We start from the raw sequence: 13,457 nt of genomic DNA on the forward strand, positions 1-13,457 counted from the left end.
CCTTCGCCGCTCCGTCCATTCTGGATTCCGAGGTGCGCAATACGGCTTCCGAATCGTCGGGCGCGCCAGCACTGGCCGCTCGCGCGTTTATGCAATTTCGATGGGAGGAAAAATCAAAATCGTGCTGCGGTTGCCATCATCGAGGCCGCACGCCAGCGCATTTCTGGGCAGGACCGCTTCGTGTTTGGCGGACGCATCGGCCTTCCGGTTGGCGGGGACAAAAACGCGATTTCCTGGCTTCTATTTCCGAAAGAGATTCTCGAAGGCTGCCCGGGCATCAAGCGGCTTTGAGGAAGAGGTTTCTCGTTCAATCGTTGTTCGTGGGGCGAAAAAGGAGCATTCATTGCGGGCCTCCTTTTTCGGGATCCGCGCGGTTATCGGCCTGGTGCATTCGAAGCGGCTGCCCGTATCGAAAAACGTACATTGCCTGCAACTGTGAAGTTCGACGCCGCAACTGGGGCACTTGTCCTGCGGGTCAATCCCGGCCGGCAGCAGCGCCGCGCAGGAAGCGCAACGCCACACAGAGCGCTGGCCCGGCATGTTGGGGGTCCGTGGGCCGAATGTTTCAGGCTTCTTCTGCTGTGGCCGCCCCGCGCGCTGATCGCCATCAGAAGAGTCCATGTAGCCCTGCTGCTTGTACTTCCTTCCCATTACAGAACCTCTTTACTGGGTCCGAGAAAAATATTGAGGATGCCAACTATCTTCATCATAGGACTATTGCGCACTCGGCGCCAGCAGGATGGCCGCGAACTCTGGAGGACCCCCATTCAGGCGACATCAAAAAGCCACCAGGCGCCCAGCGCGATGATCACAAAGAATGGCTATGAATCGGCGATCCACCCGTCTCTCGGAGAGGGGTTTGGAGATTGACGCCGGCCGGTCGCCATTTCCGGCGCAACTTAAAGCTGTTGGCTACTTCTTTGCGGCGCCGAGCGAACGGATATACTTCAGTACAGCCTTCATTTCCTGCTGGCTGAGCTTGTCCTTGAAGGAAACCATCGCCGTGCCCTTAACGCCGTTTTCGATGGCGTTCATCAGTTCCTTATCGGAATGCGCCGCCTGCCATTTGGCATCCGTAAAATTGGGGGTCTTGATGGCGGAGTAGCCTGTGCCGTCAATCCCGTGGCACATCGAGCATTTTTCCCTGAAAATATCGCCGCCGTTGGGAGTGCTGGCAGCAAACGACAACGTAACCGCATACGCAATTGATCCAAACACTAAAACAGTGGCAGCAAGTGTACGAAGAAGCGTCATGAGTTTTTTCTCCAACTTCGAGTATGATTCGGCGAAACCGGCATCATTTACGCAGGCAGGACCAAAATTGTCTGTCTGCGCCGGAACACCGCGTGCCAGCACACCATGGGGCCAGGTTCGAATCACCGTCCCAATCTCAGGGATTTTCGCATCCGGGCCGGACTTCAGAAAAATCGGCGTGCCCACGAAAACGGAAATCAGATGGCCCTTTCGGGCAGACTGCAAAGCGACCCAGGCTTTACGGCGCCTGAGGCATAACCCAAATCAGCGCCTGCGTGCACATTGTGGACGCAAAGCGCCACTCATTTTTATGCTATGGACAGAACGAAAAAAAATCAAGTCCGATCAACACAACCACAAAACCGGATACAAGTCGACCGATGCGGAGGAGACATTGAGGAGACATTGATGGCTCCGCAAAGCTGCACCCCATGCGGTAGTGTCTCAGTTTGAAATTCGGGTTTCGACCCAAAGCGGACCTGACGAGCCGTCGCAGTCCGTCGGACGAGTCGCGCGATTAAGCAGGAACGTACGTCAACCTAATCACGTCCTCGGCAATCAGATCACTGGCCACAAGGCGGAGCGGCGGCCGGGGGCCTGCAAAGAATGGCTTGCCACGACCAAGCACGATGGGGTGGAGGTAGAGCCGATACTCATCAATAAGACCAAGGTCGGTTAGGCTTCCTGCCAAGTTTGGCCCGGCAACTTCAATCTCCCCAGCTAGCCGGGCCTTCAACCCGCGTATCACCGCCTCGATGTCATTCCCGACAAGTGTGGCGTTGGGGCCGACCGACTTCAACGAGCGCGACACAACCCACTTCGGCTGGCTCCGCCACGCCGCCGCGTAGTCGCGTTCCTCCGCGTCCCAATCCGGAAGGTCATCGTCCCAATAACGCATTACCTCGTACATGCGGCGACCGTACACCATGCCCGTCAGACCGCGCACCCGCTCTATGAAATGACGAAAGAGAGTTGGACGGGGCGGCCCCATTTTCATGTGGTCGACGTAGCCGTCCAGGGACTGGTTCAATTCATACACGAGCTTTGCCATGGTACAAAATCTCCACCCCAGATTCTTCAGAATAGCTTGCGCCGACGTTCCGCACAATGAGGTTGGACACGATCTGCGCGTCGCATCGTCGGTGTGACCAATAACCGGAGGTCCGCTTTCCACCCAAGGCGGATCTTTCAAACTGAGACACTACCCGCCATCCGGAGTTCTTTGAGGATCGTCGCAGCGACTGATAAGATGATTTCTTGGGCAAATCCTCTGAATCGCATCATCAAGTTGGTTCACGACGTTGAAGAGCGTACTGATCTCCACCTACGAGCTTGGCCGTCAGCCTTTTGGGCTGGCGTCGCCTGCCGCCTGGCTGCGGCGCGCCGGCTCGGAGGTCGCTTGTCTCGATCTCTCGTGCCAGTCGCTCGATGAAGCGGCGGTCAGGTCAGCCGATTTTGTCGCGATCCATGTGCCGATGCACACGGCGACGCGATTGGCTGCGCAGGTCCTCCCTAAGCTGCGACAGCTTAACCCGCGCGCCCAAATCTGCTGCTTCGGCCTCTATGCGCCTGTCAATGAAGCATTGCTGCGGAAGCTCGGAGCGCAGACCATTCTGGGCGGTGAATTTGAAGAAGGCCTGGTGGCAATTTTCGAGAGTTTGCGAAGCGGGAAAATTCTGCAAACGAACGAACAGCCACCCATCATCTCTCTGGCACGGCAGAATTTTCTGGCGCCGGACCGGCAATCCCTTCCACCGCTCAGCCGCTACGCGAAACTTGTGGGAGCCGACGGCAAAGCCCGGGTCGCGGGCTATACGGAAGCCAGCCGGGGCTGCAAACATCGCTGCCGCCACTGTCCAATCGTCCCGGTTTACAACGGCATCTTTCGCATCGTCCAGCCGGAGGTGGTGCTTGAAGATATTCGCCGGCAGGTGGCGATGGGAGCCGAGCACATCACCTTTGGCGATCCCGATTTCTTCAACGGCATCCGCCACGCCATGCGGATCGTCACGGCATTGCACGAGGAGCACCCCGCGATCACTTACGACGTCACCATCAAAGTGGAGCATCTGCTGAAGCACTCCGAGTGCCTGCCCGAGTTGCGGGAAACGGGATGCGCCTTTGTGACCACCGCCGTGGAATCTTTCGATGACGAAGTTCTCGTCAGGCTTGAGAAGGGGCATACGTACCAGGATTTTGTCTGCGTGCTCGAGTTGTGCCGGCAGGCGGGCCTGGCGATCTCGCCCACGTTTGTCGCCTTCACGCCCTGGACCACGATCGAGACCTACTGCGGCTTTATTACCGGCCTGCACCAGCTCGGCCTGGCCGATCACGTCGCGCCCGTCCAGCTTGGCATTCGCCTGCTGATTCCTGCGGGCTCGCGGCTGCTGGAGCTTCCGGAAATTGCCCAGACGGTCGGACGGTTCGACGAAAAGATGCTGGTCTATCCGTGGTCCAATGCTGATCCGCGGGTGGATGAGTTGTGCGCAGAAGTGCAGAGCGTTGTTCACGAAGGCGGAAAGCAGAAGGCAGCCCGGCGGCAGATTTTTGAACGCGTTGCGGAAATGGCCTACGCAGCCGCAGGGGTCGCGCCGCCGGCCGTGACGGATGAGAATCGGCTGGACCGTGCCGCGATTCCGTATCTCACCGAGCCCTGGTATTGCTGAGCCGAGCCGACCGGAGACCAGTTGGCCTCCCTGCATCACGGCGAAGGCGTTATCTGACAAGGCCCGCAACACAAATGGATTTCAAACAAATTAACAATCCTGCCGGATTAAACGCAGGGACCACGAAAGAGAGGACCATTGGCGTACGCACAATTTGCAGAAAGTCTCGTACAAAAGTTGAAGCTGAGCCGCACACCTGTTGGAATTGCGTTTCTTGATCAGGCTCCCCGCGGAGTCAAGCACTATGACCAGGCCGTTCCTTCGGCATGCACTTTCTGGAGGGCGGCCGAGCGCGAACTGTTCTACGCCACGGCGGCGGACCATTATAACTGCCCCATCGGCGCCATCACGCAGGGATTCCAGGTCCCGCAGCCGGTTTCAGAAAAGGCCATGGAACTGATCGGAATGATGGGAAAGATTTCCTATCTCGAAGCTGCCGAAGCCGGCAACGTTCCGGCAGTGGAAAAGAAGCACAACGTGGTCGTCTACGGCCCGCTGAGAGATTTTGCCGAAATCCAGCCTGACGTCGCGCTTCTGATAGCCACGCCTTTTCAGGCGATGCTGATTTCAGAAGCCAGCGGCGTCGCATCGTGGGGCATGGGACATGAAAGCCGGATGCTCGGAAGGCCCGCCTGCGCGGTGATTCCCGCGTCAATGAAAAGCAACGACGCGACCATTAGTATGGCGTGCATGGGCGCCCGGACGTTTGCAGACATCAGGAATGAAGAAGTGCTGATTTCAGTTCCGGCCCGCGCACTTGTCGATCTCCAGAGCCGGCTGCCCGTAGTCCTGGACGCCAACGTCGGGATGGAGAAATTCTACGACGGGCACAAGCGAAACTTTGCGTCAGTTTAGCGCCATGAATCAACGCGCTTCCAGGCCCGTCCGATCTGCGCCAGGCGGCGAAAAGCGGCGATTGCTGCTGCTGACGACGACCACGGGCTACCAGACCCGCGCGTTCGTCCAGGCGGCCGAAAAGCTGGGCCTCGCCGTCGCCTTCGGAAGCGACCGCTGCCACGTGCTGGCCGATCCGTGGCAGGACGGCGCGCTGGCATTGAAGTTTGAAAATCCCGGCGAGTCCGCCGCGAAGATTGTCGAATATGCAGGCCGCCACCGATTGGATGGCATTGTGGCCCTGGGCGATGCGACGCCTCCCACCGCCGCTCGAGCTGCGGAGACGCTGGGGCTGCCGTTCCACGGCCCCGAAAGCTCCGACATTTGCCGCGACAAATACCGTTCGCGCCAGCGCCTGGCGGAAGGCGGGCTCAGCGTGCCGCGTTTTACCCGCTTCGCCATCGGCGCTGACCCGGAAGAAATCGTGAGGCCTGGAGTCGCGCCCATTGGCTTCCCCTGCGTCCTCAAGCCGCTGGCTCTCTCCGCAAGCCGCGGAGTGATTCGCGCCAACAACGCGCGGGAATTCATCGGCGCATTCAAACAGATTCAAACACTGCTGCACTCGCCGGACGTCCAGGTGAAGCGCGAAGAAACCAGCAACTATGTGCAGGTGGAGGAATACATCGAGGGAGAAGAAATCGCCGTCGAGGGCGTTGTCGATCGCGGCCGGCTGAAGGTGCTGGCCATGTTTGACAAGCCGGACCCGCTGGTTGGCCCCTATTTTGAAGAGAGCATCTACGTGACGCCCTCACGGCTTTCGCTCGAAACGCAGGCAGAGATCACGGAAATGTTGCGGCGCGCGGTCGAGGCGCTGGGCCTCTCTCACGGCCCCTTGCACGCCGAACTGCGCATCAACCGTCGCGGGCCGTGGATTCTGGAAGTGGCTGCGCGCTCCATCGGCGGGTTGTGCTCGCGCGCGCTGCGTTTCCACGCGCTCGGAGCCGACGAGAATATTTCGCTGGAAGAACTGATTATCCGGTTGTCACTCGGAGAAGATGTCGAGGCCATTCGGCGCGAGGAGGCTGCGTCAGGAGTGATGATGGTTCCCGTACCCAGGACAGGTATTTTTCAGCAAGTCGAAGGCATCGAAGACGCGCGCAAGACACCAGGCGTGGAAGACATCATCATTACGGCCCAGCCGAACCAGAAGCTCCTACCCCTTCCAGAGGGAACGAGCTATCCCGGATTTATCTTTGCGCGCGGTCCATCACCCGAGTTCGTTGAGCGGGCGCTGCGCGACGCCCATCAGAAAATGCGTTTTGTAATGAGTTCCGCGCTCCCGGTAATGTGAAGGGAGGCGCAAAATCAAGAGTGGCAGATCCGGGCTAAGGCCGAAGCTACTACAATTCCCTGATTACGCCTTTGTTCGTGGTGGGACGTACCCCGGGGGCAGCGCGGCGCCTTCGCCAAAGAAAAACTGCTCCATCTGCTGGGCGATAATCTCCTGCGATTCCGGGTTGGCGGGAGCCAGCCGGTATTCGTTGATCAGCATCTTCAGGTGTTCCAGCCAGAGCTTCCAGGCTTCCTGAGACACGCTGTCATAAATGCGCTGGCCCAGTTCTCCCGGCCAGGGCGGCTCATCAAGGCCCGGCAACTCCTTTTGGAATTTCACGCATTGGACCATGTGTTCCGCCATTAAAAGCCTCCGTCTGAAAACGCGTCTAAAGTGATTTTCCTGGCCGCTTCGCCCAGGAGAGAAGAGAACATCAACCATTCATTATACAGGAAATGCCACACGATCAAAGGGATGGCGATTGCTAAAACACAAAAACTCCTCTCGCAAAGGCGCAGAGGCGCAAGGGTAAAACCGCTGAGTTTCCAAAGTCGAGAAGGCCCGAACCGTAAGCGCGCACGCAGTGACGCGGATACGGCCTCGTCTCACGCCCAGTAATTGCGGTCGAGCGAGCGATATTGGATGGCTTCCGAAACATGCGCGGAACCGATGGATTCGGCGCCGTCGAGGTCGGCGATGGTGCGGGAGACTTTCAGGATGCGGTCGTGGGCGCGCGCGGAAAGCCCCAGGCGAGTCATGGCGCTTTCGAGCAAGCGGTCGCAATCGGCCGAGAGGCTGCAGTATTTCCGGATCTGCCTGGGGCTCATTTGCGCGTTGCAATAGATCTTCTCGCCTTCAAAGCGCTGCAACTGCCGCTGGCGGGCGCGCACGACGCGTTCACGAATCTGCTCGGAGCTTTCGCCGCCCGAACTCTGCCGCAGCTCGCTGTACTTCACCGCCGGCATGTCAATGTGGATGTCGATGCGATCGAGCAGTGGGCCTGAAATTTTTGAGACGTATCGCTGGATCATGGGAGGCGTGCAGGAGCAATCGCGCGAAGGATCATTGAAGAATCCGCACGGGCAGGGATTCATAGCCGCGGCCAGCATAAAGCGCGACGGAAACGTCAGCGACATCGCCGCTCGTGAAATGGTGACGGAGCCGTCTTCAAGCGGCTGGCGCATCACCTCGAGCACGTTGCGGGCAAATTCCGGAAGCTCGTCGAGAAACAGCAGCCCGTTGTGCGCCAGGCTCACCTCGCCCGGGCGTGGCACGGCGCCGCCGCCAATCAGGCCGGCGTCTGAAATGGTGTGGTGCGGGGCGCGGAACGGCCGCACGCCCACCAGGCCCATGCCGGAATCCAGCACTCCGGCCACGCTGTGGATTTTGGTGGTCTGGATGGCCTCATTGAAGGTGAGTGGCGGCAGAATGGTCGGGATGCGCTTGGCCAGCATCGTTTTCCCTGCCCCCGGCGGCCCGATCATCAGAATGTTGTGACCTCCGGCGGTGGCGACTTCGATGGCGCGCTTGGCGTGCATCTGCCCCTTGACGTCGTGGAAGTCCACGTTGTACTTGCCGGCGTGGTCCAGCATCTCCGCGGTATTGACTTTGGTGGGCTTGAACTCGCGTGCGCCGTTGATGAGATCAATCACTTCGGGCAGTGAGCGCATGCCGTATACCTGAACGTCGCCCACCACTGCCGCCTCCGGAGCATTTTCCACCGGCACCACCAGCGTGCGGATGCCCTTCTGTTTGGCCATGGCGGCAATTGACAGTGCGCCCTTGATGGGGCGAATGCCGCCGTCGAGAGAGAGTTCGCCGAGAAAAATGTAACTCTTCAGATGGTTATTGAGCAGGGAGCCGCTGTTTGCTCCCAGGATGCCCAGCGCAATCGGCAGATCAAAACCCGAGCCTTCCTTCTTGACGTCTGCGGGGGCAAGGTTCACCGTGATGCTCTGGAATGGGTATTCGAGACCGCAATTCTTGATGGCCGCCTTGATGCGCTCACGGCTTTCACGGATCGCGGCGTCGGGCAGCCCGACGGTCGTGAATTCCGGCTTGCCGGCGGAGATGTCCACTTCCACTTCAACCGGGTAAGCCTCAATCCCAAATGTTGCAGCGCTGAAAGTTTTGAACAGCATTCCCGCCCCCGAAGGTCTCCGGCAGAGGTGCCTACCATAGCGGATGTGCGCGTGAATGGCAACCGGATTTTTTCAGCGCCTCGCAAAGCAGCGCGTCATCCAAACTGCCCGTGGAGCGCAAGATGCCGCGTGAATGCTGCTCAAGAGCGGCTCCCGGCCGGGCCTCGCAGGCCGCGCATCTTCGCTGTGTAACGGGGACGCCGCTGGCATTGGGGACAGAAGTGGCTGCTGCGTCCGGCGATCACGATGCGCCGAATGGTCGTTCCGCAGCGAGGGCAAGGTCCGCCGGTTTTCTGGTACACGCGCAGCCGCTGAAGATAATTTCCCGGTCTGCCTTCGATGTTGATGTAGTCGCGAAAGGTGGTCCCCTGAAGATTGACGGCGCGCTTCAGAACTTTTTGCATCGCGCGATACAGCCGGCGTCCCGAGGCCGGAGAAACCCGATCCGGCTGGGCGAGAGGATGAATACCGGCTTCAAACAGGGCCTCATCCGCATAGATATTTCCCAGGCCGGAAACGCCCTGCTGGTTTAACAGCCAGCTCTTGATGGCCCCGCGCCGGCCGCGCATGGCCGCGAGGAATTCCTCTTCCGTCGCCTGCTGCGCGTCCGGGCCAAGGCCCTTGAGCAGGGCATCCAGTTCCTCGCGCGTCGAACAGCGCAGCCGGCCAAAGCGCCGTACGTCGCGAAAACGCAATTCTTCCGTTCCGCCGTGGAAAAGCATTCGGACGTGCGTGTGGGGCTCGAGCGGCGCCGCAACCGGCTGAATCGTGACTTGTCCGGTCATCCCCAGCCTGAGAACAAGATAATTCGTTCCCGATGCGCCGGGGCCTGCCAGCTCCACAGCCAGAACCTTGCCTTTGCGCCGGACGGCAACCGTGGTCCTTCCTTTGATGTTCGCAATGAAGTCTTCAACGTCACCGGCGATAACACCGGCGTGCAGGACCTCAACCTCGACAATACGCCGTCCCAGCGCGCGCTTGCGGAGTCCCCGCAAGACCGTTTCAACTTCCGGGAGTTCAGGCATGCGTTTAGTGATGGATTTCGGATTCTGCGGGAGCCACGCTAGACAGCAACCTTAATGTCATCGCCTTCCACCTGGACGGGATAGGTGTCGAGCTTCAGCAGACTGTCTTCCAGATTTTCGCCTGTGCAAACATTATACTGCCACATGTGCCAGGGACACGTTACCACGTTACCCTCCAGCATCCCTTCTCCCAGCGGCCCGCCCTGGTGAAGGCAGGTGTTGTCTGTGGCAAATATTGTTCCGTTCACGTTGAAGACGGCGATCGCCTTACCATTCACCTCAACAGCTTTCGCGATTCCAGGATCCAGCTCGGACAACTTCGCCACGGTCACAAACTCAGCCATAGCTCCCCCCATATTCGAAATCCAGAGAGGTCCTCTCTGTGTGCTTCTGTTGTCGATTTATTCTTGAAAAAATTCTGCGGAAGCTTGCGTCAAAGATACTATGCCCGTCCCTGCCTTAAGGACCGCTCCAGCCGGCCGCTTCCCTTGCACACCGCCATCCTGGGCCAGCGAATTCGGCCCTCATTATACTGCCGGAAACAAAACTTACACCAGCGTGTAAAGGGAATCCGCGTGAACACGAGGGCCGCGTCTGTACCTGTGAGGCTACATCCCCTTGATCGCGTTGCGGACCTGCCGGGCGGCGGCCGACTGCCCAGCCGCTTCAAGCGCGCGAGCTTCAGCCTGATAGGCCTGCCAGTAGTCCGGCACAATCCTGCGCGCGGCATGGAATTCCGCAGCGGCTTGCTGGTAGTTGCCAAGCTTCATCCAGCAGGCGCCCAGATAGAAGCGCGCCATGACATCCTGAGGGTTCGATCTCACCGATCTCTCGAAATATTTCGCCGCGGCTGCATAATCGCCCAGAGGGAAATAAACCGCGCCCAGAGCGTCGCTCGGTTGAGAACTGTCGGGCGCGGCATTCTGCGCCCTGCTGAAATCCTCAATCGCTTCCTTCCTGCTTCCCGTCCGAAGGGCGATCCGCCCCACCGCAAGGTAGTAATCATGGTCCAGGTTCAAGGGCCAGGAGCTCCTCCGATTCAACTGCCTGGCGAAGTTGTATTCGTTCAACGCGCCCTTCAGGTCGCCGTGCTCGTATTCGAGCACGACCCCTCGGGCCATGTGCAGCAGCGGGGAATCGGGCGATTGGGCCAGCGAATAGCCGATGAGGGTGTTGTTGTCACGCCAGCGCGGAATAGCGCGGATAGTCTGGAAAGTGCAGAACAACATTGCCAGAACAAAGGCGCAACTGGAGGCCCAATTGAGGATGTTCCACCGCATTTTGCGCGGATTCCAGCCGAGCAGCAAATAAGCCACGGCCAGGCATGGACCGACTGATGGAAAGTAGAGAAAGCGATCTGCCAGCAGAGGGAAGCTGAGCTGGCGGATGTCCAGCACCGGCAGCAGCGTCACTGGCCACCAGGCGATCAGGAAAGCCAGGACGGGTTCGCGCTTGCGGAGCCAGACGGTCCCTCCCAGGCACAGTAAAGTGATCCAGGGCCAGGGTGAATGCAAGCTGGGACCCAGGTAAAACATTCGGAAGACGTTCAGGTGAGAGGGCCAGAACAGGATTTTTGTATTCTGCCCGAGCAGCCCAACGGCAGACTCGGCAACGCGGAGAGGCACGGTCCAGAGATGTCCGCCTTGTGTAAAGTAGCCCAGCGCCAGATAGCGCACCGCCAGATAGACCAGGGTGGCCGCGAAGTAGGGAGCCCAGCGCCGCGCACGGCGAATCCAGCTTTCCGAGTTGCCGAGAAAGAACCAGTAAGCCAGCAGAAGAAGAGGGAAAGTCAGCGCCATCTCCTTGAAGAACAGGGCGACGAAAAAGGAGAGAGCTGCGAACAAATGATAGAGGCGGCGTTTCTCGCCGCCCTGCTCAGCCTGCAGGAAACTCAGGAGGGCAAGAAGGGTAAAGAATGCAAAACCCACGTCAGGAAGCGCGGAAATCCACGCCACGGCTTCCACGTGGACAGGGTGCAGCGCCCAGAGCGCAGCGCCGGCTACCGCACCGGCCTCATCATTAAGAAGCCACCGTCCCAGCCGGTACACCAGCCACACTGAGGCGGCGTACAGCAGTAGATTCAGAAGGTGAAACACCGCTGGGTTCGGCCCGCCAATACGGTAGAGAATCCAATAGCAGGCGAATTGCAGCGGACGATAAAAATTTGTCCTGCCGCCCTGAAAAGACCACACCGAACCCGTAAAGATCTGTTTCCAGAGGCTGGAATTCAGAATGAATGCATTCTGCAAAATTTGTGGATTGTCGTCATAGACAAAGCCATTGGCCAGCGAGCCCGAGAAAACAGCATAGGTGGCAGTCGCCAGCATTGCGCCTGTCAGGAGGCGATGTGCAGCGGTCCGCTCGCCCAATTTCTCCAGCAATGGAAAACTCCTGCCGGCGGCGCATCACAGGGCCGCCGGACGGCGAACGACGCGGCCGGGACCTCAGGCTCCCACGGCGCCAGGTGATTTCGGCTTCGTGCCGTGGAGCAGAAGGGCCCCGAGCTCATGGAACCTCCTCATCTGCTCGGCGTCCCGAAACCATCGGCCGGTATAGTTGTCGGGGACGGGCGTCGGGTCAGGGACCTGCCGAAACCGAACGTCAACGAATCCAGCATCGCGATAGAGGGCCATCCATTGTTCGGCTGAAAGCAGGTGCGTCGGGACATTGAGAATCGCGCCCCACTGGTGCGCGTGCGGATTATCGAGGTAATAATTGATGAGAATCCAGGCGCTGCCCCCATCAGCAAGCACGCGATGCAGTTCCCCGACGCATGCCGCGGGATTCGGCCAGTAATAAGCGGACTCGATGGAAATAATCCTGCTGAACGAACCGTCGCCACATGGGATGTTATCGGCAGCGCCCTCCATGAAATTGAGGTTTGCGTATTCACCACTGGAGGCGTGGGCGCGACGGACCATCTCGGGGGCAAGATCAATTCCCACAACGCGACCTTCCGGGACCAGCCGCGCAAGCAATCGGCACAGCCAGCCGCTGCCGCATCCAATATCCAGTATGCGGTCGTTCGGTTTCAGGTCCATCAGCGGCAACACAGGGGCGGTGATGGGAAGGTGGTGGTCCTCCATCTCCTCACCGCGGCCGGCTGCCGCCCACTGGTCAAACTCGTTTCGAACTCGAGCTTCATCCGGGTTTTTCGTCATAAGCACCTTCCGCCATACGTATAGGTATGTGATGTCGGGGGCCGAAGGCCCTTGCGCGATTAGAACTTGATGATCGTCCGTCCGCCGGGTCCCCAGACATTAGAATGGCACAAGTCGCGTATGCAACTCACGCATCCAGGACCGAACGCCGATTATAACCACCAGCCGAACCACAAAAAAACGGTTTCTGTTGCACGTTTGCCATTATGGCCCCATCAGGTGGTATCATGTTTCAGCTTGGGAGAAGCAACGCCAACGTAAGGCGGATTTCTGGAAGAGGTAACTCACGGGAAGAGTTAACTATGCTTGAAGTCATGATGAAAAACATCGCGGGCTGTAGGAGTTTGCTTGCCGAGGCAGTGAAGGGGGTGCAAAGCTTCAAGACCTTCGCTGTGGAAGCCGCGGGTGATTTTCAGAACATCGCATCCGTCGCTCCGAGTTCGCGGCGCCTCGCCCGCGCCATGCTGGATGGCTTGCCGGTGAACGACACGAAGACGGTGGTTGAACTCGGGGCAGGCACCGGGGCCATCACACGGGTCCTGCTGGAAACCCTTCCGCCAGAGGCCATACTCCTGGCATTTGAGATTAACCCCGAATTCATCAGCCATCTGGAAAAACGCTTTCCGGATCCGCGGCTGGTGCTGGTGAACGCGCCGGCAGAAAATCTTGGAGTTGAGTTGCGCCGGCGCGGTTTGACCCGAATCGATGCCGTGGTGTCTTCACTTTCACTCCGCTTTATGCCAGACCATCGCCAGCGCATCCTGCAAGAAGCCCTCGCCCCTTTCATGGACGAACGCAGCGTCTACACTCAGTACCAGTACGTGCATGGCGTGCGTTGGGAAAACGGGAAGGTGCTCCGGCATTCCTCTCTGCCGTTCCTGCAGGAGTATTTTGGTTCCATCCAGTCCCGCACCATCTGGCGCAACCTGCCGCCTGCGCGGGTATTCACCTGCAGCCAAAGGCTCCGAGACCGGCGCGCCCTCCGGGTCCGGGCAAGCGGCAGCCCCCGCAAGACCGGCTCCCTGGCCGGCGAACAGGCCTAA

General features: G+C 59.2%; 12 protein-coding genes. 4 read left to right on the forward strand and 8 right to left on the reverse strand.

What is annotated here, in order from left to right:
* Nucleotides 1-912 precede the first annotated feature (912 nt).
* Complete coding sequence (locus VFQ24_14020) at nt 913-1,254, reverse strand: c-type cytochrome (GenBank protein ID HET9179470.1); 342 nt, start codon at nt 1,252-1,254, stop codon at nt 913-915.
* 517 nt (nt 1,255-1,771) lie between these two features.
* Nucleotides 1,772-2,305: a dihydrofolate reductase family protein gene (locus VFQ24_14025; protein HET9179471.1), complete on the reverse strand. Its 534-nt coding sequence runs from the start codon at nt 2,303-2,305 to the stop codon at nt 1,772-1,774.
* A gap of 250 nt (nt 2,306-2,555) precedes the next feature.
* Between VFQ24_14025 and VFQ24_14030 the strand changes: the two genes are divergently transcribed.
* The 3 genes from VFQ24_14030 (at nt 2,556) to VFQ24_14040 (ending at nt 6,105) form a co-directional block, all read left to right on the forward strand.
* Nucleotides 2,556-3,920 carry a CUAEP/CCAEP-tail radical SAM protein gene (locus VFQ24_14030; GenBank protein ID HET9179472.1) on the forward strand — a complete coding sequence of 455 codons (1,365 nt, stop codon included), beginning with the start codon at nt 2,556-2,558 and terminating at the stop codon, nt 3,918-3,920.
* A 138-nt stretch (nt 3,921-4,058) separates the two neighbouring features.
* A complete protein-coding gene (locus VFQ24_14035; GenBank protein HET9179473.1) occupies nt 4,059-4,775 on the forward strand; it encodes a DUF169 domain-containing protein in 717 nt (238 codons plus the stop codon).
* 4 nt (nt 4,776-4,779) lie between these two features.
* Nucleotides 4,780-6,105: an ATP-grasp domain-containing protein gene (locus VFQ24_14040; GenBank protein HET9179474.1), complete on the forward strand. Its 1,326-nt coding sequence runs from the start codon at nt 4,780-4,782 to the stop codon at nt 6,103-6,105.
* A gap of 63 nt (nt 6,106-6,168) precedes the next feature.
* On the opposite strand, the gene VFQ24_14045 is transcribed toward VFQ24_14040, so the two are convergent.
* The 6 genes from VFQ24_14045 to VFQ24_14070 form a co-directional block, all read right to left on the reverse strand.
* On the reverse strand, nt 6,169-6,450 hold the full coding sequence (locus VFQ24_14045; protein ID HET9179475.1) for an oxidative damage protection protein: 282 nt from the start codon (nt 6,448-6,450) through the stop codon (nt 6,169-6,171).
* A 242-nt stretch (nt 6,451-6,692) separates the two neighbouring features.
* Entirely contained in the window at nt 6,693-8,228 is a 1,536-nt protein-coding gene (locus VFQ24_14050) for a YifB family Mg chelatase-like AAA ATPase (GenBank protein HET9179476.1), read from the reverse strand.
* Nucleotides 8,229-8,368: 140 nt separating this feature from the next.
* Nucleotides 8,369-9,253: a bifunctional DNA-formamidopyrimidine glycosylase/DNA-(apurinic or apyrimidinic site) lyase gene (gene mutM / locus VFQ24_14055; protein HET9179477.1), complete on the reverse strand. Its 885-nt coding sequence runs from the start codon at nt 9,251-9,253 to the stop codon at nt 8,369-8,371.
* A gap of 38 nt (nt 9,254-9,291) precedes the next feature.
* Nucleotides 9,292-9,597, reverse strand: a complete 306-nt coding sequence (locus tag VFQ24_14060; GenBank protein ID HET9179478.1) for a Rieske 2Fe-2S domain-containing protein — start codon at nt 9,595-9,597, stop codon at nt 9,292-9,294.
* Nucleotides 9,598-9,861: 264 nt separating this feature from the next.
* Nucleotides 9,862-11,634, reverse strand: a complete 1,773-nt coding sequence (locus VFQ24_14065; GenBank protein ID HET9179479.1) for a tetratricopeptide repeat protein — start codon at nt 11,632-11,634, stop codon at nt 9,862-9,864.
* A gap of 63 nt (nt 11,635-11,697) precedes the next feature.
* Nucleotides 11,698-12,414 (reverse strand): methyltransferase domain-containing protein, encoded by a 717-nt coding sequence (locus VFQ24_14070; GenBank protein ID HET9179480.1) that lies wholly within the window; start codon nt 12,412-12,414, stop codon nt 11,698-11,700.
* 302 nt (nt 12,415-12,716) lie between these two features.
* On the opposite strand from VFQ24_14070, the gene VFQ24_14075 reads away from it, so the two are divergent.
* Entirely contained in the window at nt 12,717-13,457 is a 741-nt protein-coding gene (locus VFQ24_14075) for a methyltransferase (protein ID HET9179481.1), read from the forward strand.

It is taken from the genome of Terriglobia bacterium (assembly GCA_035712365.1).
GTDB lineage: Bacteria > Acidobacteriota > Terriglobia > UBA7540 > UBA7540 > SCRD01.

Bases quoted from the DNA above. Each gene is read 5' to 3' on its own strand.
- VFQ24_14020 (HET9179470.1), bottom strand. From the start codon at position 1,254: ATGACGCTTCTTCGTACACTTGCTGCCACTGTTTTAGTGTTTGGATCA.
- VFQ24_14025 (HET9179471.1), bottom strand. From the start codon at position 2,305: ATGGCAAAGCTCGTGTATGAATTGAACCAGTCCCTGGACGGCTACGTC.
- VFQ24_14040 (HET9179474.1), top strand. From the start codon at position 4,780: ATGAATCAACGCGCTTCCAGGCCCGTCCGATCTGCGCCAGGCGGCGAA.
- VFQ24_14045 (HET9179475.1), bottom strand. From the start codon at position 6,450: ATGGCGGAACACATGGTCCAATGCGTGAAATTCCAAAAGGAGTTGCCG.
- VFQ24_14050 (HET9179476.1), bottom strand. From the start codon at position 8,228: ATGCTGTTCAAAACTTTCAGCGCTGCAACATTTGGGATTGAGGCTTAC.
- mutM (HET9179477.1), bottom strand. From the start codon at position 9,253: ATGCCTGAACTCCCGGAAGTTGAAACGGTCTTGCGGGGACTCCGCAAG.
- VFQ24_14060 (HET9179478.1), bottom strand. From the start codon at position 9,597: ATGGCTGAGTTTGTGACCGTGGCGAAGTTGTCCGAGCTGGATCCTGGA.
- VFQ24_14070 (HET9179480.1), bottom strand. From the start codon at position 12,414: ATGACGAAAAACCCGGATGAAGCTCGAGTTCGAAACGAGTTTGACCAG.
- VFQ24_14075 (HET9179481.1), top strand. From the start codon at position 12,717: ATGCTTGAAGTCATGATGAAAAACATCGCGGGCTGTAGGAGTTTGCTT.